Origin of the sequence: Stenotrophomonas sp. GD03877 (genome assembly GCF_029840555.1) — a bacterium.
Classification (GTDB): domain Bacteria; phylum Pseudomonadota; class Gammaproteobacteria; order Xanthomonadales; family Xanthomonadaceae; genus Stenotrophomonas; species Stenotrophomonas geniculata.
Window position 1 is genome coordinate 114308 of sequence record NZ_JAOCCT010000003.1, and the last position, 26209, is coordinate 140516.

Below are 26209 nucleotides of genomic sequence, written 5' to 3' on the forward strand. Positions count from 1 at the left end.
CCGGCTTGTTCAGGGCGCGCTGCTCTTTTCCGCAGGCGTGGCCTGCGCGGCCACCTGTCCCCCCAGGCTGCGCGAGAGGAAGGCCAGCAACCTGCTGTAGTACGTGCGTTGATTGGCAGGAGAATAGAAACCATGCCCTTCGTTCTTGACGAACAGGGTTTCCACCGGCGAGCCGGCCTTCTTCAACGCAGCTTCCATGCGTTCACTGTGCACGATCGGCGCACGCTGGTCCTGCCCTCCCGCGGCCAGGAATACCGGCACCCGCACCTGCGCGGCCAGATTCACCGGGGAACGCTCTGCCAGATCCTTGGGCGATCCCAGCCAGTTGCGCAGGTAGGCCAGGCCTGACTCATCACTCTGGATGTCTCCACGGGCGTACATCAACGGCAGGTCGTAGATGCCGACGTAGCCTGCCGCGCACTGGTAGAGGCCCGGCTCGCGCACCGCCCCCATCATGGCCGCATAGGCACCGTAACTTGCCCCGTAGATGCAGATGCGGTTCTTGTCGGCCACGCCCTGTTCGATCGCCCAGCGCGTGGCATCGGTGACGTCATCCTGCATCGACAGTCCCCATTGCTTGCGCGCGGCCTGCATGTGGGCCCGGCCATAACCGGAAGAGCCGCGGAAATTCACCTGCAATACCGCGTAACCTGCCGCCGCCAGCATCTGCGCCTCGGCGTCATAGGCGCCGTCGTCGGCAACACCGATCGGACCTCCGTGCGGCACCACCACCATCGGCAGCGCACGGGCCTCGCGGCCGTGCGGGACGGTAAGGAAGCCATGCAGCGGACGCCCATCGCGCGCCTTCAGGCTGATCGGACGCACCTCCGCCGCCAGCGCGGGGTCGATCCAGTCGCTGCGGCTGATCAGGTGCCGTGCACTCTTGCCAACCGTGTCATAGAGATAGAAATCGCCCGGATTGCTGCCTGACCAGGTTTCCACCAGCACCGTCCTGCCATCGCGCGTGCTGGAGGTGATGTAGGCCGCTCCGCCCAGGCCCGCTTCGAGGCTGCGGTAAAGGCGGGCTTCGTTCGAGGCGTCATCGAAGAATGCCGTTCGCGGCGCACTGCCAAGGAACAGTGCCCCGACCGGCACGCGGCTGCCGGGGCGCCGGATGATGCGCGCCGGGTCGGCGCTCTCATCGCGCAGCACGGTGCGTCGTTCATTGCTCTGGGGGTCCCAGCTGACAATGGCATCGGGTCCGTCTGCCTGCTCGACCTGCAGGTACGCCAGGCGACCGTCGGCCGAGAAGCCGAGGGGCAGCTCGATGCGCTTGCTCAGGGATTCATCGTTGAGCAGGATCCAGTCGCTGTTGCTGCCTGTGCGGTAGTAGAGCTTCTGCGTGCCATCGGTAACGACAGCGCGCGCGAAACGCACCTCACCCTGCTCATCGATCGTGAAGTCCGCATCGGGGATGGGAGCCCGTGCCACCGCGTTGCGGCGACCGGTGATCACATCCATGCGCTCGACCTGGGCATGCGAACTGCCGACCAGCGGGATCACCGTCACCAGTGCGTTGCGATCGTCATCCTTGAGTTCGTCGCTGAGGTACGCGGCCACCAGGCCTGCCGGTTTGACCTTGATGTTGGTGCCCAGGCTCTGGTCGGCAACCCGGTAACCCACCAGCAGCTCGCCGCCCTTGCCGTTGGCATTGATACCGAACAGTTCGCCGGTCGGCGTCGGCCGGTCCAGCACGCCGAACTTCTGTGCCATGCCCACCAGCAGCCGCTCGTTGCTGACCCAGTCGAAGGTGTGGGCGTGATCGTTGCGGGGCGGGCGGAAGCTGCCGACCATCTTCATGTCGGCAATGCGATAGATCGCCAAGGCGGTTCCCGCCTCCAGCGGAACCGTCGCGGCGATGTACTCGCCCCCCGGCGAAATCTTGATGTCGGTAAACGACTCCTGCCGCAGATAGCGATCCAGGTCCAGCGCTGCGGCCGATGCCCCACCCACAACCGCTCCCAACAGTACAGCCAGCACAATCCTGCGCATCCTTCCCCCATGGAAAACCGGACACCCTGTCCGGATGCACGATTCTAGGCACGTGACCGATTGCCGCGCCACATCGGCAGAAAAAACGACGGCACCGTTGCCGGTGCCGTCGTTACCACTACCTTGGAGAGAGAGTCAGGACGTGGGTTCGGGGGGCGTGCGCCGGGTCAGTGGACCCCGCGCACCGCCAACGTGAGGGCCAGGATGCTGAGGATCACGGCAATGGTGCCGTCGAGCACGCGCCAGGTACTGGGCTTGGTGAACAGCGGCGCCAGCAGGCGTGCACCCAGGCCCTGCGCGGTCAACCACAGGCAGCTGGCGGTGACCACGCCAGCGGCGAAGGCCATGCGGGCGTTGCCGAAGTTCTCGGCGATCGAACCGATCACCATCATGTCCAGCCAGAAGTGCGGGTTGATCAGCGAGAAGCCGACCGCGGCCATCAGCACCGCGCGGCGGCTGCCGTCGTCACTGTCGGCCTCGCCCATGCCACCGCCACCGGCGATCGCACGGCGTGCCGACTTCATTGCGTACCAGGCCAGGAACGCGACACCCGTCCACAGCACGGCGGTGGTCAGCCACGGCAGTGCCGAGGTGAGCGTGCGCAGGCCGGCCACGCTGGCGAAGATGAAGATCGCATCGATGGCCGCACAGGTGGCAACCACCGGCACGATGTGCTTGCGCAGGATGCCCTGGCGCAGAATGAAGGCGCTCTGGGCCCCGACCACGGCGAACAGGCCGATGCCGGTAGCTGCACCAGAGAACCAGGCACCGAGGCCGGTGCTGGCGGAGATGACCGAGAACATGGGATTCACTGCCTTTACTTGCTTGGGGGGACGGTGCCTCGCGAAGGCGGACAGCACCGGAACGGGCGCCATTGTCGCGCCGCAACATGAAAAAGACGAGCTAAACTTCCTAAACCAACATTAGCGGAACTTAATTCGATGCGTATCGACCATGCCCAGCTGCGCGCCCTGGCCGCGGTGATCCGCGAAGGCAGCTTCGACCGCGCCGCACAGTCGTTGAATGTCACGCCCTCGGCCATCTCGCAGCGGGTCAAGGCGCTGGAGGACCGGGTCGGCCGCCTGCTGGTCAAGCGCGGCACTCCGGCCACCGCCACCGCCGAGGGCCAGGTGCTGGTGCAGCTGGCCGAGCAGACCGCCCTGCTCGAACACGATGCCCTGCACCGTATGGGCCTGGCCGACGAGGACCTGCCCCAGGCAAGCATCCCGGTGGCGGTGAACCACGACAGCCTGGAGACCTGGTTCCCGCAGGCCGCCTCGCAGTTTGCGCAGAGCACCGGCACCACACTGGACCTGCGCGTGGAAGACCAGGACCACACCGTCGAACTGCTGCGCCAGGGCACGGTGCTGGGCGCGGTGACCACCCTGGATGAGCCGGTGCAGGGCTGCCAGATCCACGCGCTGGGCAGCATCCGCTACGCGGCGACCTGTACCCCCGAGTTCCGCGAGCGCCATTTCGCCAAGGGCGTAACCGCGCAGGCGCTGGCGCAGGCCCCGGTGCTGGTATTCAACCGCAAGGACGACATGCAGTCGCGCTTCGCCCGGCGCATGGCGGGCGACGACCTGCCCAGCACCGCGCCGACCTGGTGGATTCCGTCCACCCGCGCCTTCGTGCAGGCCAACCTGGGCGGCATGGGCTGGACCATGAACCCCCTGCCCTTGGTCAAGCGGCATCTGGACGCCGGGCGACTGGGCTACGTGCGCCAGCGCGCGTGGGAAGACGTGCCGCTGTACTGGCAGCATTGGAAGGGCGACGTGCAGACCATGGCCCTGCTGACCCGCGCGGTGCTGGACGCCTCCTCCGCGCTGATCCGGCGCAAGCGCTGAAAAGGGGACGGAGGGGATTAAGTCGTTCAAGAACCAAACGACATATCGGGCAAAGACGACTTAATCCCCTCCGTCCCCTTTTTGCTCCATCCAATCTCCACGCAACCTCCACACCGGGTCCATGCGTGATGCGGATACTGGTCGGCCGATCACTGCAAGGATGCCCTGCATGCCTGTATTCGTCCGCGATGCGCGCCCCGAAGATGCCGCCGCCTGCATCGACCTGCGCGGGCGCACCCGCGAGAACGCCTTCAGTGCCGCCCAACTGGCGGAACTGGGCATCACCGAGGACAGCTGGGCCGCCGGCATCGCCCAAGGCGATTCGATCGGCCGCGTCGCCTGGGAGGGCGAGCGCATGGCCGGTTACTGCTTCGCCGACCGCGACAGCGGCGAGGTGCTGGTGCTGGCCCTGCTGCCGGACTACGAAGGCCGCGGCATCGGCCGCCAACTGCTGCAGGACGTGGTGAGCCTGACCCGCGATGCCGGCCACCGGCGGCTGTTCCTGGCCTGCTCGGCCGACCCGCGATCGCGCTCGCACGGCTTCTACCGCCGCCTGGGCTGGCGCCCGACCGGCGAGTTCGACGACGCCGGAGACGAGATTCTGGAGCTGGTCTGATTGAAGGCGTCGCCAGGCATGACCTGGCGCTATGGGTGACGGGGCCGCGAAAGGTCGGATGCTGCGTTGCATCAAAAAAGGACCGGAACCGGTTAGAATCGCGCCAGGATGTTGCAAGGCGTTGTTTCTTCACGCCCTTTCCCTGCTTCATGCGCATCCTGACCTCCTCCCCTCCGCCAACGATCCCGCCCCCATGAAGAAATTTGGCAAGGCCCTGCTCGCCCTGCTCGTGCTGCTGTTGCTGGCCGCCGCGCTGTTCCTGTACTGGCCGCTGACCCAGCGCTCGGTGCCCGCCGCCAGCAACGACAAGCCCGTCGACGTTGTGCTGGTCGGCGCCGGCATCATGAGCATCACCCTGGCCACCTACCTGCAGGAACTGCAGCCGGACTGGAACATCCAGGTCTACGAACGCCTCGACGGCGTCGCCGGTGAAAGCTCCGATGGCTGGAACAACGCCGGCACCGGCCACTCGGCGTTCGCCGAACTGAACTACACCCCGGAACTGCCCGACGGCAGCATCGAGACCAAGCGCGCGGTCGGCATCGCCGAATCGTTCGAGGTCTCGCGCCAGTTCTGGTCGCACCAGGTCAAGCAAGGCCGGCTGAGCCAGCCCAGCGACTTCATCAACCCGACCCCGCACATGAGCTTCGTCTGGGGCGATGACAACATCGCCTACCTGCACAAGCGCCAGCAGGCCATGGTGAAGAATCCGCTGTTCTACGGCATGCAGTACTCGGAGGATCCGGCGCAGATCAAGCAGTGGGCCCCGCTGCTGATGGAAGGCCGTGACCCGAAGCAGAAGGTCGCCGCGACCTGGATGCCGCTCGGCACCGACGTCAACTTCGGTGTGATCACCCGCCAGCTGACCACCGGCCTGCAGCGCAGCCCGAACTTCAACCTGCACCTCAACCACGAAGTGAGCGCGCTGCGGCAGAACGCCGACAAGAGCTGGAACGTGACGGTGAAGGACCTCAAGGCCGGCACCGAATCCACCACCCACGCCCGCTTCGTGTTCATCGGTGCCGGTGGCGCCGCGCTCAAGCTGCTGCAGATGTCCGGCATTCCGGAATCGAAGGACTACGCCGGCTTCCCGGTCGGTGGCCAGTTCCTCGCCTTCCAGGGCCAGGACGTGACCTCGCGCCATGGCGTGAAGGCCTACGGCATGGCCGAGACCGGTTCGCCGCCGATGTCGGTGCCGCACCTGGATGCGCGCAAGCTGGACGGCAAGCCGGTGGTGCTGTTCGGGCCGTTCGCGCTGTACAGCACCAAGTTCCTCAAGCACGGCTCGTGGTGGGACCTGTATTCCTCGGTCACCCACAACAACGTCGGCCCGATGCTGGAAGTGGGCAAGGACAACCTGGACCTGGTGCAGTACCTGATGGGCCAGGCACGCCTGAACGATGCCGACCGCCAGGCCGAGCTGGTCAAGTACTTCCCCAATGCCAAGCCGGGTGACTGGAAGCTGGTCACCGCCGGCCAGCGCGTGCAGATCATCAAGCGTGATCCGCTGAAGGGCCCGGTGCTGCAGTTCGGTACCGAGATCGTGACCGACAAGGACCACACCATCGCGGCCCTGCTCGGCGCCTCGCCGGGTGCGTCGACCTCGCCGCCGATCATGCTGGACCTGATGGCCAAGGCCTTCCCGGACCAGATGAAGGCCGGCTGGGAAACCCGCCTGCGCGAAATCGTGCCGTCGTACGGGCGCAAGCTCAACGACAGTGCCGCGCTGGTCAACGAGATCCGCACGCTGACCAGCCAGACCCTGCACCTTCCCTACCTGGAAGTGCCGGTGGATGCCAACGCGGCAGCACCTGCACCGGCCGCAATTCCGGCTCCGGCTCCGGTCAAGGAAAAGCGCAACGCCAACGAGGAACTGCAGGCGCTGTAAGCCCGCCGTTTCCTTTCGACGCACACGGACGGCCACCTTTGGGTGGCCGTTCGTTTTTGGGGCGGCTCCCTGCTGTAGAGCCGAGCCCATGCTCGGCTCCAGCAAAAAAGCAGCCGAGCATGGGCTCGGCTCTACAGAAGGCGATGCCTGGTGCCGGAAAGCCGATGCACGATGACGCGAATTGTAATGTTGTTAAGAATTATTTACATTTGCGTCCTACGCAGTGACCGCCCGCTCCCAGATGGACCTGATGTGCCCGAAGCCGCCGCCCCGGGTACTGGACGACTGCTGCCGCCCTTCCCCGCTTCCAAGCCTCGAGCCCACCATGTCCCTGACCCTGCGTAACCGCCTGCCCCGCCGCGCGCTGCTGCCGGCTGCCCTGCTTTCGTCGCTGTCCCTGCTGGCCGCGCCCAGCGCGTTCGCCGCCGCCGATGGCGCCGCCGATGCCAAGACCCTGGACCGGGTCAGCGTCCGTGCCGAGCAGTCCGCTCCGCCATCCAGCACCACCCGCCTGCCGATCACGCTGCAGGAAACCCCGCAGTCGGCCACGGCGATCAGCCTCAAGCGCCTGCAGGACGAATCGCTGTTCAGCATCAACGACGTGATGCGCAACGTCACCGGCGTCAGCGTGTCCTTCTATGACACCCAGCGCCCGCTGTACTACGCGCGTGGCTTTGCCATCACCGACTTCCAGGTCGATGGCATTCCCACCTACAGCGGCTCCACCAACCAGGAATACGACACCGCCTTCTACGACCGCATCGAAGTGATCCGCGGCGCCAACGGCCTGCTCAGCGGCGCCGGCGTGCCGTCGGCCACGGTCAACCTGCTGCGCAAGCGTCCGGGCAAGGAATTCGACGCATCGTTCGCGGTCAGTGCCGGCAGTTGGGACTACCGCCGAATGGAAGCCGACGTGACCGCACCGCTGACCGCCGACGGCCGTTTCCGCAGCCGCGTGGTCGCCGCCTACACCGATCGGGGCCTGTATTACGACCGCTACGACGAGAACAAGATGGCCGGCATGGCGGTGCTGGAAGGCGACGTCACCGACAGCACCACGATCACCCTCGGTTACCAGAGCCAGGACAACAACCCCACCGGTTCAACCTGGGGCACCGTGCCGTTCTTCGACAACCAGGGCAACTTCGCCCACCTGCCGCGTTCGACCAACCTGTCGCCGAAGTGGAGCTACTGGAAGCGCGAGAGCAACACCGCGTTCGCCAACCTGGAACAGCGCTTCGGTGACAACTGGCTGCTGAAGATCAACACCGCCTACACCCGTGGCAACGTGCAGAACGTGCGCCTGTACGGCACCGGCAACCCGGACCCGGTGACCGGCTCGGGCATCTTCCTGCGCGCGGCCGCCGGCGATTCCAAGGACACCCGTCGCAATGTCGATGCCTACCTGTCCGGCAGCTTCGACCTGTTCGGCCGCGAGCACGACCTCACCGTTGGCGCGCAGTGGTCGGACCTGGAAGGCACGACGAATACCCTCGCGCTGAACTACCCGACCGACTGGGCGCGCTGTGGCAGCGAACGCTGCTACTACATCCCCAATGTGTACAGCTGGAACGGCGACATCTCCGAAGTGACCTACCGCCGCACCGGCGCGCGCCGCGTGGCCAGGACCACGCAGAGTGGTGTCTACCTGGCCACCCGCCTGCGCCTGGCCGATCCGCTGTCGCTGATTGCAGGCGCGCGCCTGAGCCGCTGGGAAACCCTCAGCCGCTCGTACAACGCCGCAGGCGCCTACACCGGCACCAGCGGTGCGTACAAGGTGAGCGATGAAGTCACCCCGTACGTGGGCCTGGTCTACGACATCACCCCGAACGTGTCGGCCTATACCAGCTACACCGAGATCTTCAACCCGCAGAACTTCAAGGACCGCAACGAGAACCTGCTGGCACCGGTGCAGGGCTCGAACCTGGAAGCAGGCATCAAGACCCAGTGGCTGGATGGCCGCCTGACCGCCAATGCCGCCGTGTTCGAGGCCAAGCAGGACAACTACGCGGTGCGCGACATGGGCGTGCCGGAAGGTTCGCTCAGCGATGGCACCTCCGCCTACGTCGGCGTCAACGGCACCAAGGCGCGCGGCTGGGAGATGGACGTCAACGGCGAGATCCTGCCGGGCTGGACGGTCAATGCCGGCTACACCCACGTCAAGGTCACCCGAGCGGCTACCGACCTGCTGTACGCCAATCCGCCGAAGGATCTGTTGCAGCTCAACACCCAGCTGCAGCTGCGCGGCGCGCTGGAACGCCTGAGCGTTGGCGGCGGCCTGCAGTGGCAGAGCAAGGTGCAGGGCTACAACATCGCCTACCCGCTGGGCGGCACGGTCACGTTGAACCAGCCGGCCTACATGCTGGTGCAGTTCAATGCCAACTACCGCATCAGCGACAGCTGGACCGCAACGCTGAGCGTGCGCAACGCACTGGACAAGACCTACTGGGCGAATCTGGACTACAACAACTACGGCGAACCGCGCTTCGTGTCGGCCAGCCTGCGCTGGAAGTTTTGAGCCACCCGCAAACCGGTGGGTGCTGACCGTTGGTCGGCACACCGCAATCCTGAATGGGCCCGCCTTCGTGCGGGCCCTTCTTTTTGCTGCACTGCAGGTTGCACCCCTTTTCATAATTATGCCGTAATTACCTCGACACCAATCGGAAGCCGGTCGATGAACCCGAGCTGGGATACGTTGGAACGCAGCCGCCAGGCCCGCCTGGAACGTGCCGCGCCGTGGGCCCGGGGACGCGAGGTCGCCGCCACCGATGTGGGCGAGCTGCTGCACGCACTGCTGGAGCCAGGCGACAAGGTCTGCCTGGAGGGCAACAACCAGAAGCAGGCCGACTTCCTCGCCCAGGCCCTGGCCGACCTCGACCCGGCACGAGTGCATGACCTGCACATGGTGCAGTCGGTGCTGTCCCTGCCCTCGCACCTGGATGTATTCGAGCGTGGTATCGCTTCGAAGCTGGACTTCTCGTTCTCCGGTCCGCAATCGGTGCGGTTGGCCAACCTGGTGGCTGAAGGGCGCATCCAGATCGGTGCCATCCACACCTACCTGGAACTGTTCGGCCGCTACTTCATCGACCTGACCCCGCGCGTGGCCCTGGTCGCCGCGCAGGCCGCAGACCGCCACGGCAACCTCTACACCGGCCCGAACACCGAAGACACGCCGGTGATCGTCGAAGCCACCGCCTTCGGTGGCGGCATCGTCATTGCCCAGGTCAACGAAATCGTCGACACCCTCCCCCGCGTCGACATTCCCGCTGACTGGGTCAACTTCGTGGTACAGGCACCGAAGCCGAACCATATCGAACCGCTGTTCACCCGCGACCCGGCGCAGATCTCCGAGATCCAGGTGTTGATGGCGATGATGGCCATCAAGGGCATCTATGCCGAGTACCGCGTCAACCGCCTCAACCATGGCATCGGCTTCGATACGGCGGCCATCGAACTGCTGCTCCCCACCTACGCCGAATCGCTCGGCCTGAAGGAAAAGATCTGCCAGCACTGGGCACTGAACCCGCATCCGGCGCTGATTCCGGCCATTGAATCGGGCTTCGTGAAGTCGGTGCACTCATTCGGTTCGGAACTGGGCATGGAGAAATACATCGCTGCGCGAGGCGATGTGTTCTTCACCGGCGCCGATGGCTCGATGCGTTCCAACCGCGCGTTCTCGCAGACCGCCGGCCTGTATGCCTGCGACATGTTCATCGGTTCCACACTGCAGATAGACCTGCAGGGCAACAGCTCCACCGCCACCCGCGATCGCATCGCCGGCTTCGGCGGTGCACCGAACATGGGCTCGGATGCACGTGGTCGCCGCCATGCCAGCGACGCCTGGATCAAGGCCGGCCAGCAGGCCGCGCGCCCGGGCGAGATGCCGCGCGGGCGCAAGCTGGTGGTGCAGATGGTGGAGACCTTCCGCGAGCACATGGCGCCGGCCTTCGTTGAACGTCTTGATGCCTGGGAACTGGCCGAGCGCGCGGACATGCCGCTGCCGCCGGTGATGATCTATGGTGACGACGTCAGCCACGTGCTGACCGAGGAAGGCATCGCCAACCTGCTGCTGTGCCGCACGCCGGAAGAACGCGAGCAGGCGATCCGCGGCGTGGCCGGCTACACCGCCGTCGGCCTCGGCCGCGACCGCGCGATGGTGGAAAACCTGCGCGACCGCGGCGTGATCCGCCGCCCCGATGACCTGGGCATCTCTGTGCGCGATGCCAGCCGTGACCTGCTGGCGGCGCGTTCGGTGAAGGACCTGGTGCGCTGGTCCGGCGGACTGTACGACCCGCCCAAGCGCTTCCGCAACTGGTAAAGGGCTGAGCATGGAAACCCTCGTCTATCGATTCGAAGGACACACTGCGGTGCAGTTTCCGCGCGATGCGGTGCTGGTCGGCGTGCTGGCCTCGGGCAACCTGGAAATCCTGCTGGAGCCGGCGGCGCAGGACGGCGCGATGACGGTGCGCATCATCACCGCCGCACAGGGCTTCGGCAACGTGTGGCAAGCGGTGATCAGCGACTTCGCAGAGCGTCATCCGCTGCGCGATGTACGCATCTCGATCAACGATGCGGGTGCAACTCCGGCGGTGGTCAGCCTGCGACTGGACCAGGCCGTGGAAACCCTGCTCAGTGGAGATGCACGATGAACCGGACGCAGCGCCACAGTTACTACGAAGCCGATGCGCGCGAGCGCATCGCCGGGTTGATCGACGCGGGTTCGTTCAGCGAATTCCTCGGCCCGGCGCGGCGGATGATGAGCCCCCACTTGGCGCAGCTCGATCAGCCTGCGGCCTTCGACGATGGCATCGTCGTCGGCGAAGCCACGCTGCAGGGAAGACGCGTGCTGCTGGCCGCACAGCAGGGTGAATTCATGGGCGGCGGCGTGGGCGAGGTGCATGGCGCCAAGTTGACCGGGCTGCTGCGCCGTGCGGCGGCAACCCGCCCTGACGGTGTGCTGCTCCTGCTCGACACCGGCGGCGTGCGCCTGCACGAAGCCAATGCAGGGCTCATCGCCATTTCCGAGATCATGCGCGCCACCCTGGCCGCGCGTGCAGCGGGCGTGCCGGTGATCGCGCTGATCGGCAGCGGTAACGGCGCCTTCGGCGGCATGGGCATCGTGGCCCGCTGCTGCAGCACGGTCATCATGTCCGAAGAAGGACGCCTGTCGCTGTCCGGGCCGGAAGTGATCGAGACCGTGCGTGGCGTGGAAGAGTTCGATTCCCGCGACCGCGCACTGGTCTGGCGCGTGACCGGTGGCAAGCACCGCTACCTGATCGACCAGGCACAGGTGCTGGTACCCGATGCCATCGAGGCCTTCGCGCATGCGGCATTCGATGCGCTGCAGCCCGATACCCGCAGCATCGATCCAGTTACTGCACTGGCCGCGCTGCAGGAACGCCATGTGGCATTGAAGGCGCGCGTGCAGGCCTGGAGCGATTGCCGCGATGGCCTGGAGATCTGGGCGCGGCTGGGCATTCCCCACCCCGAACGCCTGCCACTGCTCGACACCGATGAGTTCCTCATCGCCACCGCCGACCGGAGCCTGCCATGAGCATGCAACTGCAGAGCCTGCTCGATGCCCTGTTCCCGCAGGGGCATGCGATTGCGGTGAACGATTCGGTGCTGACCGGCAGCGCTACCACCGAGGACGGCGAGGTGACCGTGATCGGTACCGCCGACAAACTCGAAGTCGGCGTGGACCACGCACTGGCACTGGCCGGGATGGTGCTGGCCAGCACCCGCGCACATCCTCAGCGGCCGATCGTGATGCTGGTGGATACCGCCGGCCAGCGCCTGGCGCGGCGCGACGAACTGCTTGGCATCAATGGTTACTTTGCGCATCTCGCGCAGACGCTCGATCTGGCACGCCGCCGTGGTGCGCAACTGGTCACGCTGGTCTACGGTGAATCCGTCAGTGGCGGCTTCCTCTCATTCGGTCTGATGGCCGACCACATCCACGCCCTGCCCGATGCACAGGTGCGGGTGATGGACCTGCGCGCGATGGCACGGGTGACCAAGCAGCCGCTGGAGAAGCTGCAGTCGCTCAGCCAGACCTCACCGGTGTTCGCACCGGGCGTGGAAAACTACGTAGCGATGGGTGCGGTGGACTCGATCTGGAACGGCAACCTGGCCGCCCACCTGCTGCAGGCACTGCGCACGCCCGCCGATGGCGACCGCCGCGCCGTGCGCGGAGCCGAACGTGGCGGGCGCATGCTGGCCGCACGCGTGGCTGCTGCCGTGAGCCAGGGCGATGCCTGAGCGGCTGCCCCGCCATACGCTGGTCTGGCTGTCAGCGCACGCCGGCTGGCAGGCGGACATTGCCGCGCATGAGTCGCGCTTGGCCGATTGGTTTGCGCAGGGCCGGCCGGCCATCGTCGCGCGACGTGCCGCCGATGATGCGGACCCCCGCCTGCGTCTGGGCGTGCCGCTACCGCCCGTCGAGGGCAAACTGCGCCTGCCCCTGCGCGTACCAGCACACGATGTGCTGCGCACCGCGCCGCCGCCGACACTTCAGACGGTGCTGGAAGGCGACGTTCCACAGGACTGGCAGCGGCCCCTTGAAGTGCTGCAGAACATCGCTGGGGCGCGCGTAATCGGTGCCTTCGCGTGGCAGCACCTCACTGGCCTGCGCTATGTGCACGCGCGCTCGGACGTCGATCTGCTGTGGCCGATCGACACCACCGCGCAGGCCGATGCCCTGGCTGCACGGCTACAGGCATGGGAAGCCGAACACGACCGGCGGGTCGATGGCGAGCTGTGCCTGGGCGGCGATGCCGCCGTGAACTGGCGCGAGTACGCCGGACGCAGCCGCGAGGTACTGGTCAAGCGCCTCGATGGTGCCGCACTGGAACCACGCGAGGCATTGTTCGCCTCCGCCGGGGTGAGCGCATGAACGCCGTCGTGCAACCGGCGGTCAGGCCGGCAGCTGCCGTGGACACCGCGCGTCTGGGGCGCCTCGCCGTCGCCAGCCTGCATGCGGAGCTGGCGCTGGCGCCCAAGCCCGGACTGGTCACCCCCTTCGACACCGGCAGCCATCACGACATGGACGCCGGCACGTTCCTGCGCAGCCTGTTCGCGCTGCGCCACTATTTCACCGCCGTGGCATACCTCGGTGCAGCCGGGGCGGACTTCGACGCCTTGCGCCGGTGTGGCATCGCCGCCGAAACCGCGATGCTGCGCGCGACCGCCGGCATCAATACCCACCGTGGCGCGGTCTTCAGTCTCGGCCTGCTGGTGGCGGCCGCCGCGGCCTGTCGCTCCCACCTGGGCCATGCCGCCACGGGTGAGCAGGTCTGCCAGGAAGTGCGCCGTTGGGCTGCCGAGCTCGCCGGCGCACCTCTGGATGCGAACAGCCCTGGCCAGCGCGCGCGCGCGCGGCACGGCGTGCAAGGTGTGCGCGAACAAGCGGCCACCGGCTACCCGCTGCTGCGCGACGTGGCACTGCCTACCCTGCGCCACGCACTGGCCAGCGGCCTGCCACGCGAGGCCGCGATGTGCCAGACCCTGATGCAGCTGATCGCGTGCGTGGATGACCTCAACCTGCTGCACCGTGGCGGCGCCGACGGCCTGCGCTGGGCCCAGCGGCAGGCGCGCCGTTTTCTGCAGGGCGGCGGTACCTTCGTACCCGGCTGGCAGGCACGCCTGCACGGCATCGGTGAGCGCTTCGTCGCACGCCGCCTGAGCCCTGGTGGCAGTGCTGATCTGCTTGCCTGCAGCTGGTTCCTGCTGCAGCAGGAGGGCGTATGAGCCTTGCCCTGCTCTGCCCCGGGCAAGGCGCGCAGCACGCCGCGATGTTCGAGCACGTGCGCGATCTGCCTGCCGCGCGCAACGTCCTGGAGGCTGCCAGCGCAGTGCTTGGACGCGATGTGTTCGCGGCGGCCGCTGACGAATCGCGCTTCGGCAATGCACTCGCGCAGCCCCTGCTGTGTGCAGCCAGCCTCGCGCACTGGCAGGGACTTCGCGAAGCGGTGCAAGCACCGGTGCTGGTGGCCGGCTACAGCATCGGTGAACTGGCCGCGCATGCGATCGCCGGCAGCGTTGATGCCGCCACCTGCCTGGCTCTCGCCGCTCGGCGCGCGCGGTTGATGGACAGCGCCAGCCCCGCCGATGCAGGTCTGCAGGCGGTGCTTGGCCTGGAACGCCACGTACTGCAGCCGCTGTGCGATCTGCACGGTGCGTACGTGGCCATCGCCAACGGGCACGACCATTTCATCGTGGGCGGCACGCACGCGTCGCTGCAGGGCCTGGCCGATGCAGCGCGTGCACGCGGTGCAGGCATCCGGCCGCTGCCGGTGCACGTTCCGGCGCACACACCGCTGCTGGCAGCGGCGGTCGCACCGTTCGCTGCGGCCCTCGATGCCTCCGCGCTACAGGCCCCGCGCCTGCCGCTGCTGGCCGGCATCGATGCGCGTCCGGTGCGGGATCGCACAACGGCGGTCCACACGCTGTCGTTGCAGCTGGCGCAGACCATCGAGTGGGCGCAGGTGATGCGCCAGGCCTACGAGCGCGGTGCGCGGGTGTTCCTGCAGCTGGGCCCGGGCAATGCCTTGGCCCGCATGGTCGCGTCCGATTATCCGTGCTGCGAGGTGCGCGCGGTGGAGGAATTCCAGAGCCTCGACGGCGCGGCGGGCTGGGTCCGCAACGCGCTGGAGCGGCTGCAGTAACGGGTTCGAGCAGTACGCAACACGCAGTACGTCGCCTTACCCCGGGATGGCGGGTCTCCATCCGCGCTGTACGTGAGTCACGTGTCTGGGAGGGCGCATGAGTCCACAAATCGCAACGATCATCGGTCTGGTGATCATGTTCATCGTCGCCACGGCGATGCCGATCAACATGGGCGCCGTCGCCTTCGCGCTGGCCTTCATCATCGGTGGGCTGTGGGTCGACATGGGCGGCAAGGAGGTCCTGGCCGGCTTTCCCGGCGATCTGTTCCTGACCCTGGTCGGCATCACCTACCTGTTCGCCATCGCGCAGAAGAACGGTACCATCGACCTGCTGGTGCACTGGGCGGTGAAAGCGGTACGCGGCCATATCGTGGCCATTCCGTGGGTGATGTTCGTCATCACCGCGGTCCTCACCGCCTTCGGCGCACTCGGCCCCGCCGCGGTGGCGATCATCGGGCCGGTCGCGCTGCGCTTTGCCAAGCAATACAACATCAACCCGCTGATGATGGGCCTGCTGGTCATCCACGGTGCGCAGGCCGGCGGCTTCTCGCCCATCAGCGTGTACGGCAGCATCACCAACGGCGTGGTGCAGAAGGCCGGGCTGGAAGTGACCGAGATGGCGGTGTTCCTGACCAGCCTGGGCTTCAACTTCATGATGGCCACGATCTGCTTCTTCGCTTTCGGTGGCGTCGCCCTGCTGCGGCGTGGCTCGATCACCGCAGCAGGAACGATCGGCACTGCCGAACTGGCGATGGCCGGCGGCCCGCAGGCGTCGTCGCGCCAGTTCGCGATCGAAGGCCATGGCGCGCTGGTCGCAGCAGGCGGCGGCACGCTCAGCAATGATCCGGCGGCACTGGACGCGGTGGGCCTGACCCGCGAGCGGTTGTTCACCCTGATCGGCCTGCTCGGCCTGGGCGTGGCCGCGTTGATCTACAACCTCAACGTCGGCCTGGTCTCGATCACCGTGGCGGTGGCGCTGGCGCTGTTGTCGCCACAAAGCCAGAAGGGTGCGGTCGATGGCATCAGCTGGTCCACCGTGCTGCTGATCTGCGGCGTGGTGACCTACATCGGCGTGCTGGAACATGCCGGCGCGGTGGACTTCATCGGCAACGGCGTGTCCGACATAGGCATTCCGCTGCTGGGCGCGCTGCTGGTCTGCTACGTCGGCGGCATCGTCTCCGCATTCGCTTCCTCGGCGGCGGTACTGGGCGCCACGATTCCGCTGGCGGTGCCGTTCCTGCTGCAGGGCCACCTCAGCGCCGCCGGCGTGATCTGCGCGCTGGCGGTGTCGTCCACCATCGTCGATGTCAGCCCGTTCTCCACCAATGGCGCACTGGTGGTGGCCTCGGCCGCGAAGGAAGAGCGCGAGACCCTGTTCCGCCGCTTCCTGGTGTACAGCGGTCTGGTGGTCGCGCTGGGGCCGCTGCTGGCCTGGCTGGTGTTCGTGGTGCCCGGCTGGATGTAACCGTCGAACGGTCGTGCCGGCCACTGGTCGGCACGACCTGGCGTTACACTCTGCGCATGGCTATTGCCCCTGCCCCGCGGTCACCGAAGAAGCGCGCACCTCTGTACGAAGAGGTGGCCGAACACGTGCGCGAACGCATCTATGACTATCGCCTGCCGCCGGGCGAGTGGATCGACGAGCCCGCGCTGTGCGAAGAACTGGGCATCAGCCGCACACCGCTGCGCGAGGCGCTGAAGCTGCTGGCCGCTGAAGGCCTGGTGCAGATCGATGCGGGTCGTGGCAGCAGGGTCACGCGACTGACGCTGGAAGACCTCAACCAGCTGTTTCCGGTGATGGCTATGCTGGAAGGCCGCTGCGCGCACGAGGCGGTGAAGCACATCGACGATGCCGGTGTGCAGCAGCTGGAAGACCTGCATGCAGCAATGGAGACGGCAGCGGCCGAAGGCAACATCGCCGAGTACTACCGCAACAACTACCTCATTCACGAGACCGTGCAACATTACGCCGGCAACCCGTGGCTGATCCGGATCACCCACGACCTGCACCGCATCCTGAAGATGCACCGTGGCCGCCAGCTGCTGACTCCGGGCCGTACCGCGCAGTCGCTGGCCGAGCACCGCGAACTGATGGAGTGTTTCCGCAGGCGCGATGCCGCCGCCGCCGAACGCACCATGGAGCGCCACCTGCTCAGCCAGGGCCAGGCGCTGGCCGCCTATGTCGCGGCAGGCGGGTTGTTGAATGTGCCGGCGCCGCTGCCGACCGAAGGCGGCGGCTGAGCAGGCCGTCGTCGCATTTGTGGAGTCGAGCCATGCTCGACTGCTGTTCAATCAGGCACCGCGGCGTTGGAGCGAAGTGCAGTCGAGCAAGGCTCGACTCTACAGAGACCTCAATCGCTGCAGCTGCCACCACCACCGTCACTGCTGCCGCCGTCGCTTCCACAGTCGGAGCTGCTGTGGTTGTGCTGGCTGTAGTTGTCGCCGGAATACCCGCCCGAGTAATCGTAGGCACCGCCGAGACCGTTGTCCCCCCGGCTTCCCGAGCCATCGGCCGTGGCCACCGCCATGCACAGGATTGCGCCCACCAGCGGCAGCAGCCAGATCAGCAGCAACTGCACCGTCCGGCCGCCCGCCGACAGGCCATCACGCTTGACGATCACCACGGTAGCCACCACGTTCAGGCCCAGCACCAGCAGGACCAGCAGAAGGGCAACGATCAGCATGCGGCGACTCCGTGCCTGGACTGGGGGCATTATGGCCCGCCGCGCCGGCATTGGCCCTGCCTGTCATGAAGATGGGACAATGTAGGGCGCGCCGGCCTGTCTCCGGGCCGCCGGCGCCCCCCGCACCACACGGAAGAAGAAGAACAACAACATGCTGAAAGTCATTTTCGATACCGACCCGGGCGTCGACGACGCCCTGGCCCTGCTGTACCTGCACAAGCACGCCCAGATCGACCTGATCGGCGTCACCACCACCTTCGGCAATGCCTCGGTGGAGTCGACCACGCACAATGCGCTGTACCTGAAGCAGGCCTGGGGCTTTGCCGCCCCGGTCGCGCGCGGTGCCGGTGGCCCGCTGCAGCCGGAAGCCACCCCGGAAGCCTGGCCGGTGCACATCCACGGCCACAACGGCCTGGGCAACCACCCGGTGCCGGCCGAACTGGACGTGACCGCCGACGCGCGCCCCGCCCACCAGCTGATCATCGACCTGGTCCGCGCCCATCCGGGCGAGGTGACCCTGGTCGCCGTGGGCCGCATGACCAACCTGGCCCTGGCCCTGCAGCAGGCACCGGACATCGCCGGCCTGGTGCGCGGCGTGGTGCTGATGGGCGGCGCCTTCCACGTCAACGGCAACATCACCCCGGCCGCCGAGGCCAACATCTGGGGCGATGCCGAAGCAGCCGATGTGGTGTTCACCACCGATTGGCCGGTCACCGCGATCGGCCTGGACGTGACCACCCGCGTGGAAATGGACCGTGACGGCCTGGATAAACTGGCCGCACTCGGCGGCGCCGACGCCGAGCTGGTCCGTGCACTGTCGCAGGACTACGTGGACTTCTACCTGCAGGCCGGCCACAAGGGCATGGTCGTGCACGACTGCTGCGCCTGCATTGCCCTGACCCGTCCGGAGCTGTTCCAGTTCGAGCGTGCCAGCGTGCGCGTGGCCACCGACGGCGTTGCCCGTGGCATGACCATTCCGAAGCCGGAAGGCATGGGCTTCGGCCCCAGCGTGTGGGATGGCCACGTGCTGCAGTCCGTCGCCATCGGCGTGGATGCGGCCGCGGTACTGGCCGACATCGAGCAGACCCTGAAGGTCTGATCGGCTAGCGTCTGGCCCTGCCTGGGACGGTCTCGGGCAGGGTCCACAGCACCGGAAGCACCAGCACTGCCACCAGCGCGATCATCGCGCCCGGTGCCGCCGCCCAGCCGCTGCGTTCCACCCACCATTGCGCCAGCCAAGGCGTCGCGCCGCCGAACACCGCGGTGGCCATGGTCACACCCAGTGCCAACCCGCTGACCCGGCCTTCGCCCGGGAACTGCTCGGCCGTGGCCGGGGCCGCGACCGCACTGACACCACCGGCCACGCAGGCCAGCAGCACGGCGGCCAGCGCGATGCCCAGCGCCGTCGCCTGCGCCATCCACGCGAACAGGGACAGCGGCAGCAGCGCTGCCAGCACGGTCAGGCCCAGCAGCACCGGCCGTCGTCCGACGCGGTCGGACAATGCGCCGCACAGTGGCGTGATCGCGATCACCGCCACTGCCGCAATCGTCGACAGCCACAGCGCATCGGCTTCGTCATGACCCTGCGCATGCAGGAACGACGGCACGTAGGTGATGCCCACGTAGTAGGTGATCGAGCCCAGCGCCGAGATCGCGAAGGTGCGCGCCACTGCTGCGGGATGGTTGCGGAGCACATGCCGCAGCGGCGTGGCGGGAATGCTGCCCTCGCGCTGCTGGCGCTCGAACTCAGGCGATTCACGCATGCCCGACCGCGCAACCAGGATCACCAGTGCCAGCGCGGCACCGAAGAAGAACGGAATGCGCCAGCCCCAGCTGTCCAGCTGCGCGATGGGCAGCAGCGCGACCGTGAGCGCGGAAATCGCCACCGCCAGCAGCGCCCCCACTTCGCTGGCTGCCGACGCCAGCGAGGTCACCAGGCCTCGTCGCCGCACGGGTGCGCTTTCCAGCAGGTAGGCCACCACGCCGGTGTATTCGCCGCCCACCGAAAACGCCATCACGCAGCGCAGTACCAGCAGCAGCACGCCCGCCGTGGTGCCTGCGGTGGCCGCGGTTGGCAGCAGCGCAGTGGCCAGCATTGCCGCCGCCATCAACGCCATCGAAGCCAGCAGCATCCAGCGCCGGCCCAGGCGGTCGCCCAGGTGGCCGAAGCACAGCGCGCCCAGTGGACGCATCAGGTAGGACACCGCGAAGCCGGCAAGCGTGACGAGCAGCGCCTGCTCGCCACCACCGAAGAACACCCGCGACAACACCGTGGCGAAGTACAGGTACAGGGTGAAGTCGTACCACTCCACCACCGTGGACAGGCCGGCCACCCACATCGAGCGCTGCCGCGCCGCGGTCATTGCTTGTTCGCCTTCAACAGCCTCGTTCCCGTGGGTGCAGGTTCCTGGCAGGATGTCATGGCCGGAGTGAAATACGGGTCATCGACTATCCGTCGCCTGCATGTACTGGGTTTCATGGCCGGTGAAGCGCTCACCGTCAAAGCCGAAGCAGAATCGCCCTTCCTCGAACACGCGGTAGACCAGCAGCGCGCCATCCAGGCAGAACTGCTGCTGGTCCACACCCGTTTCCAGGGTTCCGTAGCGGATGGCGTCTCCGCCCTTCTCCGCTGGCCCGGTGAAGGCATCGATCGGCAATGGCGTGGCGCGTCCGGTGCGCGTGTCGACCAGCACCACCGAGCGCTGGAAGAACCCGGGGCGATCATCGGCCTGCACCAGCAGGTAGTGCTGGTTGAAGTTGGGCTTTTCGTTCCTGAGGGCTTCCTCGATGCGCGCCACGTGCTGCGCATCGCAGAAATCGATCGGGCTGTAGCGATAGCTGCATCCGTCGTGGTCGTAGGGCAGGTTCATGCCGGAATAGCTCACGCCTGCCTGGTTGTCCAGGTCGTCTCCCGGTTCCGGCGTGCTGCACAGCAGCCACGAGCGCTGTGCATCCTCGGGATCGGCCATCAATTTCGGCTCGCGTCCCGCCTCGTAGGCCGCACCACCCGGGAAATCCTGCCCGAACTGATGGCGGACAATCGAGCGTGCCCTCTCCAGCGGCAGGCCGATCTTCGCACCACGGAATGAAACGAACGTCATCGTCGGAAGGATCACCTCCTCCACCGGCAATCCTTTCCATTGCCCCCGCACGCAGAACGTGGCGATCTCGTTTTCCTCATCCACCTTGCAGGGTGTCGACGCGTCCTCGGCCAGCCAGGGATGGGCCGGACGCCCAGTCTGATGATCGATGTACCAGCCGTCCAGCGCGCAGGTCGGCAAGGCATCGAGGAGCGGAGAGAGGTCTGTTGCCGTGGCCGGGGCGGCAAGCGATGTGCCCGCTGCGGGTGTCCCGGTCAGCGCATCCGGTGTGCGCTGACATGCGGCCAGCACGAGTAGACCGACCAGCAGCGCGACGTGGCGCGCACGCTGGATTGAATGCTGCGTTCCCTGCATTGCGTGTTTCCTGGTTTCGACACCCGCTAGATGATCGCCGATCCCGAGGCCATGCAGGTGCGTGGATGTATTGACCCCGCCAGTTACCCCGGCAGCTGCAATTCGGCCCGCAGGCCACCGCCCTCACGGTTGTGCAGCCGCAGCGAGCCGCCCAGCGACTGCGCCAGCTGCACGGCGATGGCCAGACCCAGCCCGGTGCCGCCGGTATCGCGGTTGCGTGAGCTTTCCAGCCGATGGAACGGTGCCAGCACCGCCTGCAGCTGGTCCTCCGGGATGCCGGGGCCGCGGTCGGACACGCTGATCCACGGCCGGCCTGCTGCATCGCGCCCCGCCTCGATCTCGGCACTACCGGCGTAGCGCAACGCGTTGTCGACCAGGTTGCCGACCACCCGCCGCAGCGGCTGCGGCCAGGTCTGCACGGTCAGGCCTGTGGGTGCGCCACCACTGACCGCCTTGCCCATGTCTTCATAGTCGCCCACCACGCTGGCCAGGAACGCGCCAAGATCCATCGCCACTGGCGCGCCACTGGCCACGTGGCTGCTGCGCGCGTAGGCCACGCCTTCGCGCACCAGTTGCCCCAGGTGGTCCAGGTCATCCAGCAGGCGCTGCTGGGTGGCATCTTCGGGCAGGGTTTCCACGCGCAGCTTCATGCGCGTGATCGGCGTCTGCAGATCGTGCGAGATGGCCGCCAGAATCTGCAGCCGCTCGCTGACATGGCCACGGATCCGCGCCTGCAGTGCATTGAGCGCGGCTGCGGCCGTGCCCACTTCGGCGGGGCCGTCTTCGGGCAGCATCGGTGCGTCCTTGCCAGGCTGCAGTTGCTCGACGGCGTGCGAGAGCTGCCGCAGCGGGCGCAATGCCAGCCGCACCGCCAGCCAGGCGCATACCAGCAGCAGGGCCAGCTGCACCAGCAGCACGGCCGGCAGCCAGCGCGCCAGCGGCAGGCCCGACGGTGTGACTTCGATGGTCAACGGTGAACCGTCGTGCAGGCGCAGCTCCACTTCAAAACGTTCCGGCAGCCGTGCCACCTGCCGCGCCTGCAGCGGATAGCGGTGTTCCAGACTGTCATCGATGATGGCGGTGACCTGGCGCGCACGATCGGTTTCCAACGCCGGGCCGGCCTGTGCCGGGCGCAACAGGTAACGGTACGTGCGCCGCTCCAACCGCGGCACCCAGGCCTGGCGCTGGTCGGCCGGCAGGTGTTCCAGCAGGGCCACGCTCACTGCTGCATCCTCGTCCAGGTTGCGCAGCATCATGCTGCGGGTGGACTGGTAGCGTTCGTAGAACAACAGGCCGAAGGACAGCGCATGGGCCAGGATCAAACCGCCCAGCAGCACCAGCAGCAGGCGCGCCGACAGCGTGCGCGGCCACGGCAGGCGGCGCGCGCGGGCGTTCATTCCTCCGGCCCCAGCAGCTGCACCGGCACGCTGAACACGTAGCCTTCGCTGCGCACGGTCTTGATGTAGGTGGGCTCACGCGCGTCATCGCCCAGGCGCTGGCGCACGCGGCTGACCAGGAGATCGATGGAACGATCGAACAGTTCTGCATCACGGCCCTGGGTAAGGCTGAGCAGCTGGTCGCGGCTGAGCACACGGTTGGCGTGGTCGAGAAACACGCGCAGCAGTCGGAATTCCGCACCGCTGAGCGGATAGGCGGTGTCCTGCGCATCCAGCAGATGGCGGGCAGTGGTATCCAAGCGCCAGTCGCCGAAGGCCAACTGGCGGCCGGCTTCACTCACCTGCAGGTTCGGCGGCAGCATCTGCGTGCGCCGGATCACCGCATTGATGCGCGCCAGCAGTTCGCGTGAGGAGAACGGCTTGGTCACGTAGTCATCGGCGCCCATTTCAAGGCCGATGATGCGGTCGGTTTCGTCGTCGCGGGCGGTCAGCAGCACCACCGGCACCGCGCGATGCTTGCCGGCACGCAGGTTGCGGCACAGGCTCAACCCGTCCTCGCCGGGCATCATCACGTCCAGCACCACCAGGTCCACCGCGTGGGTGTCCATCAGCGCGCGCATCGCACGGCCGCCATCGGCCTGGCTGACGCGCAGGCCGTTGCGCTGCAGGTAGTCGGCCAGCATCTGGCGGATCTCGCTGTCATCGTCGACGACAAGGATGTGCGGTACGTGGTTCATTGCGTTCTCGATGAAGACGGAGGTCAAGGCCGCGCGGCGCGGCCATGGTAGCGCGGCTCAGGGGCTGGCCAGCAGGCGCTGGATCTCGCTCTCGGTACGTGCGTAGTCGCCCTCACCGTAGTGGCGGTAGACCACCCTGCCCTGCCGGTCGACCAGGTAAAGCGCCGGCCAGAAGCGGTTGCCCCAGGCGTTCCAGATCCGGTACTGGTTGTCCTGCACCACCGGCCAGGTGATATCCAGCCGCGCGATGGCCTTGCGCACATTGCCGGGCAGGCCTTCGTAGGCGAACTCCGGAGTATGCACGCCGATCACCTGCAGCCCCTGCCGCGCGTAACGTGCATGCCACTGGTGCACATGCGGTGCCACGGTGAGGCAGTTGCTGCAGGCGTAGGTCCAGAACTCGACCAGCACCACCTGCCCACGCAGTTGATTCAACGCGAGCGGTGGGCTGTTGTGCCAGGGCCCGCCGCCATCGAACCCGGCAGCAGGAGCGGCCTGCGCCGGATGCGCACCGGCCTCCGGGCTGGGCCAGGCCATCAGCAGCGCCGCCCCACCCAGCAGGCCCAGCAGCAACGGCAGTACATACACACGCAGCGCGCCCATCGTTCAGCCTCCCTGCTCGGCCAGCGGCAGTTCGGCCGGCTTCACGCCTGCGGCTTCCAGAATGCTGTCAGCCACCTGAGCCGGGTGCGAGAGCAGCGACACATGGCTGCTGCCGATCGATCGCAGCTGCGCGCCAATGCGCTTTGCGGTGGCCGCCTGCAGTTGCGGCGACAACATGCGGTCGTCACGGCTGAGCACGTACCAGCTCGGCTTGCTGCGCCACGCGGCCACAGTGACGGACTCACCCAGCGCGCTGGCCTTCAATGGCACCTGCGTGCTGTACAACAGTGCAGCGGTCTTCTTCATCACATCCGGTGCGAAGTCCTGGGCGATGGCGTCGGCTGGCAGGGTCAGGTAGCCGTCCTTCTCCTGCAGGCGCGTCAGGCCCGGGCCGACCGGATAGCCCTCGCCCTGCTGTGCCGATGACTGCCCGGCATCCGGTGCGAATGCGGCCACGTACACCAGCGCCTGCACCTTGGGATCGTTGCCCGCTTCGGTGATGACCGTGCCGCCCCAGCTGTGGCCGACCAGCACGACCTTGCCCGGTGCGGCGGCAATCGCGCGACGGGTGGCGGCCACATCGTCGGCCAGCGAGGTGAGCGGGTTCTGCACGGCCACCGCAGGCAGTTTCCAGTCATGCAGGGTGGTGATGACCTTGTTCCAGCTGGAGCCATCGGCGAAGGCACCGTGGACCAGGATGACGGTGGGCGTGGCGCCGGCATCGGCCTCGGCGGCGAATGCCGGCGTCGCGACGCCGGCAAGGGCGAGGGCAGCGGCGAGCAGGGTGGTGCGGATCATGGGTGGCACTCCGGTGTTGGGAGTGGCCATTTCCGCCTGGGGGTGTATCGGCGCTGTTTCGCTGCGAGGCAGAGTTGTACCGGACTGTAGGGCGGCGGCAGATTTCTACAGTTGGATACATTCGGCCGCTGGGCATGGCCCGGCGAACGCCCGACGCGGCGTCTTTGTATCTGACTGTACGAACCCCTGACACAGCCACAGTCGCTGACAAAACCCCGGGCAACAGCACACGTTGCCGATACCTGCGTGGCTCGGAATGGCCTCCATCGACCACTGGCCCGCAGGACACTCCCATGATCAGCTCCGCTTCTTCCGTGTATACACCCCGCCTGGACGCCGTCGGCCGCTGGCTCTCGCCATTGGCGCTGCGCGCCCTGCTGGCCTGGGAGTTCTTTGAATCGGGCCGCGAGAAGCTGGGCGGACAGAACTGGTTCGCCGACCTGGAAGGGCGTTTCCCGTTCCCGTTCTCCACCCTGCCTGCGTCACTCAACTGGCAGCTGGCCACCTGGCTGGAACTGGTGGGCGCGGTGATGCTGCTGCTGGGCCTGGCCACGCGCTCGGTGGCCTACATCTTCTGGGTGCTGACCCTTGTTGCCATCGCTGCCGTGCACTGGCCGGACCAATGGAACAGCCTGGGTGAGCTGTGGCAGGGCTACGCAATCACCGACCAGGGCTACGGCAACTTCAAGCTGCCGCTGCTGTTCCTGGCCATGCTGCTGCCGCTGATCCTCAACGGCGGCGGTGCACTCAGCCTGGACCGCCTGCTGGCCGGCCCGCAGCGCGCCGCGGCGGGCAACGACGGCCTCGGCTGGGGCGTGAGCCTGATCGCCCTGCTGCTGCCGGTCGCCGCGCTGCTGCCCGGTATCGGTTTCGGTGGCGCACTACTCGGCGGCGCCCTGCTGCTGGGTTACCGACTGCGCCGTCGCCGCAACGCCTGATCCGCTTAACCCCTTCCCGCGCTTCTTCCCTTCGTTTCCGTCGCCTTCAAGCGGCGTCCATCCCGCACGCCCTGCGTGCCCATCCAAGGAGTCATCACCATGTCCGTCTCGACCAAGAACACCGCTGCTTCCCGTCTGCCGCGCATCGGCGCCATCGGCATCGCCCTGGCCGGTGGCCTGCTGCTGGCCGGCCAGGCGGCCGCGATCCAGCCACTGGCCATCGGTGCCGTGGCCATGAGCGCCGCCGCCGAAGGCAAGTGCGGTGAAGGCAAGTGCGGCGCCAACAAGGCCGCCACTGGCAAGCCTGCCGCCAAGGCCAAGGTGGCCGAAGGCCAGTGTGGCGAAGGCAAGTGCGGCGACGCTTCGTTTGCCCGCACCGACCGTGACCACGACGGCCGGGTCTCGCGTGCCGAGTTCAACGCCGTGGCGGCCAAGCGCGCCGCTGAATTCGACCGCATCGACACCGACCACGACGGCTACATCAGCGAACAGGAGGCGCACGACTACCTGCGCAGTGTCTACACCGCCAACGGCAAACCGATGCCGAAGGGCCTGTTCTCCCGCGTCAACGACTGATCGCCCCCCCGG

Annotated in this window: 25 protein-coding genes; 16 read left to right on the forward strand and 9 right to left on the reverse strand. The window is 67.2% G+C overall.

The window, feature by feature from the left end; translation table 11 throughout:
- Nucleotides 1-9: 9 nt before the first annotated feature.
- Together N5D20_RS02990 and N5D20_RS02995 are read right to left on the reverse strand one after the other, a co-directional pair.
- Nucleotides 10-1992: a S9 family peptidase gene (locus N5D20_RS02990; RefSeq protein WP_019336989.1), complete on the reverse strand. Its 1983-nt coding sequence runs from the start codon at nucleotides 1990-1992 to the stop codon at nucleotides 10-12.
- Nucleotides 1993-2159: 167 nt separating this feature from the next.
- On the reverse strand, nucleotides 2160-2795 hold the full coding sequence (locus N5D20_RS02995) for a LysE family transporter (RefSeq protein ID WP_005408523.1): 636 nt from the start codon (nucleotides 2793-2795) through the stop codon (nucleotides 2160-2162).
- A gap of 138 nt (nucleotides 2796-2933) precedes the next feature.
- Between N5D20_RS02995 and N5D20_RS03000 the strand changes: the two genes are divergently transcribed.
- The 13 genes from N5D20_RS03000 (at nucleotide 2934) to N5D20_RS03060 (ending at nucleotide 17250) form a co-directional block, all read left to right on the forward strand.
- The gene (locus tag N5D20_RS03000; RefSeq protein WP_279914280.1) at nucleotides 2934-3839 is read left to right on the forward strand and encodes a LysR family transcriptional regulator ArgP; all 906 of its coding nucleotides are present in this window, start codon (nucleotides 2934-2936) and stop codon (nucleotides 3837-3839) included.
- 169 nt (nucleotides 3840-4008) lie between these two features.
- The gene (locus N5D20_RS03005; protein WP_010483402.1) at nucleotides 4009-4455 is read left to right on the forward strand and encodes a GNAT family N-acetyltransferase; all 447 of its coding nucleotides are present in this window, start codon (nucleotides 4009-4011) and stop codon (nucleotides 4453-4455) included.
- Between the two features lie 193 nt (nucleotides 4456-4648).
- Nucleotides 4649-6343, forward strand: coding sequence for a malate dehydrogenase (quinone) (gene mqo / locus N5D20_RS03010; protein ID WP_279914279.1), 1695 nt, complete (start codon nucleotides 4649-4651; stop codon nucleotides 6341-6343).
- 325 nt (nucleotides 6344-6668) lie between these two features.
- Entirely contained in the window at nucleotides 6669-8861 is a 2193-nt protein-coding gene (locus tag N5D20_RS03015; protein ID WP_279914278.1) for a TonB-dependent siderophore receptor, read from the forward strand.
- A 156-nt stretch (nucleotides 8862-9017) separates the two neighbouring features.
- Nucleotides 9018-10661, forward strand: a complete 1644-nt coding sequence (mdcA, locus tag N5D20_RS03020; RefSeq protein WP_279914277.1) for a malonate decarboxylase subunit alpha — start codon at nucleotides 9018-9020, stop codon at nucleotides 10659-10661.
- Between the two features lie 10 nt (nucleotides 10662-10671).
- Nucleotides 10672-10992, forward strand: a complete 321-nt coding sequence (gene mdcC / locus N5D20_RS03025) for a malonate decarboxylase acyl carrier protein (protein ID WP_279914276.1) — start codon at nucleotides 10672-10674, stop codon at nucleotides 10990-10992.
- Nucleotides 10989-11897 (forward strand): biotin-independent malonate decarboxylase subunit beta, encoded by a 909-nt coding sequence (locus N5D20_RS03030; RefSeq protein ID WP_049455597.1) that lies wholly within the window; start codon nucleotides 10989-10991, stop codon nucleotides 11895-11897. Before mdcC ends, N5D20_RS03030 begins: the two co-directional genes overlap by 4 nt.
- A 2-nt stretch (nucleotides 11898-11899) precedes the next feature.
- On the forward strand, nucleotides 11900-12604 hold the full coding sequence (gene mdcE, locus N5D20_RS03035) for a biotin-independent malonate decarboxylase subunit gamma (RefSeq protein ID WP_049413545.1): 705 nt from the start codon (nucleotides 11900-11902) through the stop codon (nucleotides 12602-12604).
- On the forward strand, nucleotides 12597-13238 hold the full coding sequence (gene mdcG / locus N5D20_RS03040; RefSeq protein WP_279914275.1) for a malonate decarboxylase holo-[acyl-carrier-protein] synthase: 642 nt from the start codon (nucleotides 12597-12599) through the stop codon (nucleotides 13236-13238). Before mdcE ends, mdcG begins: the two co-directional genes overlap by 8 nt.
- Nucleotides 13235-14092 carry a triphosphoribosyl-dephospho-CoA synthase MdcB gene (gene mdcB / locus N5D20_RS03045; RefSeq protein ID WP_279914274.1) on the forward strand — a complete coding sequence of 286 codons (858 nt, stop codon included), beginning with the start codon at nucleotides 13235-13237 and terminating at the stop codon, nucleotides 14090-14092. The genes mdcG and mdcB overlap by 4 nt, the downstream gene beginning before the upstream one ends.
- Nucleotides 14089-15009, forward strand: coding sequence for a malonate decarboxylase subunit epsilon (mdcH, locus tag N5D20_RS03050; protein ID WP_049413516.1), 921 nt, complete (start codon nucleotides 14089-14091; stop codon nucleotides 15007-15009). Before mdcB ends, mdcH begins: the two co-directional genes overlap by 4 nt.
- A gap of 97 nt (nucleotides 15010-15106) precedes the next feature.
- Nucleotides 15107-16474, forward strand: a complete 1368-nt coding sequence (locus tag N5D20_RS03055; RefSeq protein ID WP_279914273.1) for an SLC13 family permease — start codon at nucleotides 15107-15109, stop codon at nucleotides 16472-16474.
- Nucleotides 16475-16530: 56 nt separating this feature from the next.
- On the forward strand, nucleotides 16531-17250 hold the full coding sequence (locus tag N5D20_RS03060) for a GntR family transcriptional regulator (RefSeq protein WP_019336976.1): 720 nt from the start codon (nucleotides 16531-16533) through the stop codon (nucleotides 17248-17250).
- A gap of 110 nt (nucleotides 17251-17360) precedes the next feature.
- Here N5D20_RS03060 and N5D20_RS03065 read toward each other — a convergent pair whose 3' ends face one another.
- Nucleotides 17361-17693, reverse strand: coding sequence for a hypothetical protein (locus N5D20_RS03065; protein ID WP_049413512.1), 333 nt, complete (start codon nucleotides 17691-17693; stop codon nucleotides 17361-17363).
- A gap of 151 nt (nucleotides 17694-17844) precedes the next feature.
- Here N5D20_RS03065 and N5D20_RS03070 point away from each other — a divergent pair, with 151 nt between their 5' ends.
- Entirely contained in the window at nucleotides 17845-18792 is a 948-nt protein-coding gene (locus N5D20_RS03070; RefSeq protein ID WP_049413510.1) for a nucleoside hydrolase, read from the forward strand.
- A 4-nt stretch (nucleotides 18793-18796) separates the two neighbouring features.
- On the opposite strand, the gene N5D20_RS03075 is transcribed toward N5D20_RS03070, so the two are convergent.
- The 6 genes from N5D20_RS03075 to N5D20_RS03100 all read right to left on the reverse strand — a co-directional run bounded on the left by N5D20_RS03075 (nucleotide 18797) and on the right by N5D20_RS03100 (nucleotide 24683).
- Nucleotides 18797-20056 carry an MFS transporter gene (locus N5D20_RS03075; RefSeq protein ID WP_019336973.1) on the reverse strand — a complete coding sequence of 420 codons (1260 nt, stop codon included), beginning with the start codon at nucleotides 20054-20056 and terminating at the stop codon, nucleotides 18797-18799.
- Nucleotides 20057-20134: 78 nt separating this feature from the next.
- The gene (locus N5D20_RS03080; RefSeq protein WP_279914272.1) at nucleotides 20135-21148 is read right to left on the reverse strand and encodes a hypothetical protein; all 1014 of its coding nucleotides are present in this window, start codon (nucleotides 21146-21148) and stop codon (nucleotides 20135-20137) included.
- An 83-nt stretch (nucleotides 21149-21231) separates the two neighbouring features.
- Nucleotides 21232-22545, reverse strand: coding sequence for an ATP-binding protein (locus N5D20_RS03085; RefSeq protein ID WP_010483435.1), 1314 nt, complete (start codon nucleotides 22543-22545; stop codon nucleotides 21232-21234).
- On the reverse strand, nucleotides 22542-23282 hold the full coding sequence (locus tag N5D20_RS03090; RefSeq protein ID WP_010483437.1) for a response regulator transcription factor: 741 nt from the start codon (nucleotides 23280-23282) through the stop codon (nucleotides 22542-22544). Before N5D20_RS03090 ends, N5D20_RS03085 begins: the two co-directional genes overlap by 4 nt.
- A gap of 57 nt (nucleotides 23283-23339) precedes the next feature.
- Complete coding sequence (locus N5D20_RS03095) at nucleotides 23340-23885, reverse strand: redoxin domain-containing protein (protein ID WP_049455590.1); 546 nt, start codon at nucleotides 23883-23885, stop codon at nucleotides 23340-23342.
- A gap of 3 nt (nucleotides 23886-23888) precedes the next feature.
- Nucleotides 23889-24683: an alpha/beta hydrolase gene (locus tag N5D20_RS03100; RefSeq protein WP_279914271.1), complete on the reverse strand. Its 795-nt coding sequence runs from the start codon at nucleotides 24681-24683 to the stop codon at nucleotides 23889-23891.
- Nucleotides 24684-24976: 293 nt separating this feature from the next.
- Here N5D20_RS03100 and N5D20_RS03105 point away from each other — a divergent pair, with 293 nt between their 5' ends.
- A complete protein-coding gene (locus N5D20_RS03105) occupies nucleotides 24977-25621 on the forward strand; it encodes a DoxX family protein (RefSeq protein ID WP_010483443.1) in 645 nt (214 codons plus the stop codon).
- Nucleotides 25622-25720: 99 nt separating this feature from the next.
- Nucleotides 25721-26197 carry an EF-hand domain-containing protein gene (locus N5D20_RS03110; RefSeq protein ID WP_010483445.1) on the forward strand — a complete coding sequence of 159 codons (477 nt, stop codon included), beginning with the start codon at nucleotides 25721-25723 and terminating at the stop codon, nucleotides 26195-26197.
- The last annotated feature ends 12 nt before the right edge of the window (nucleotides 26198-26209 follow it).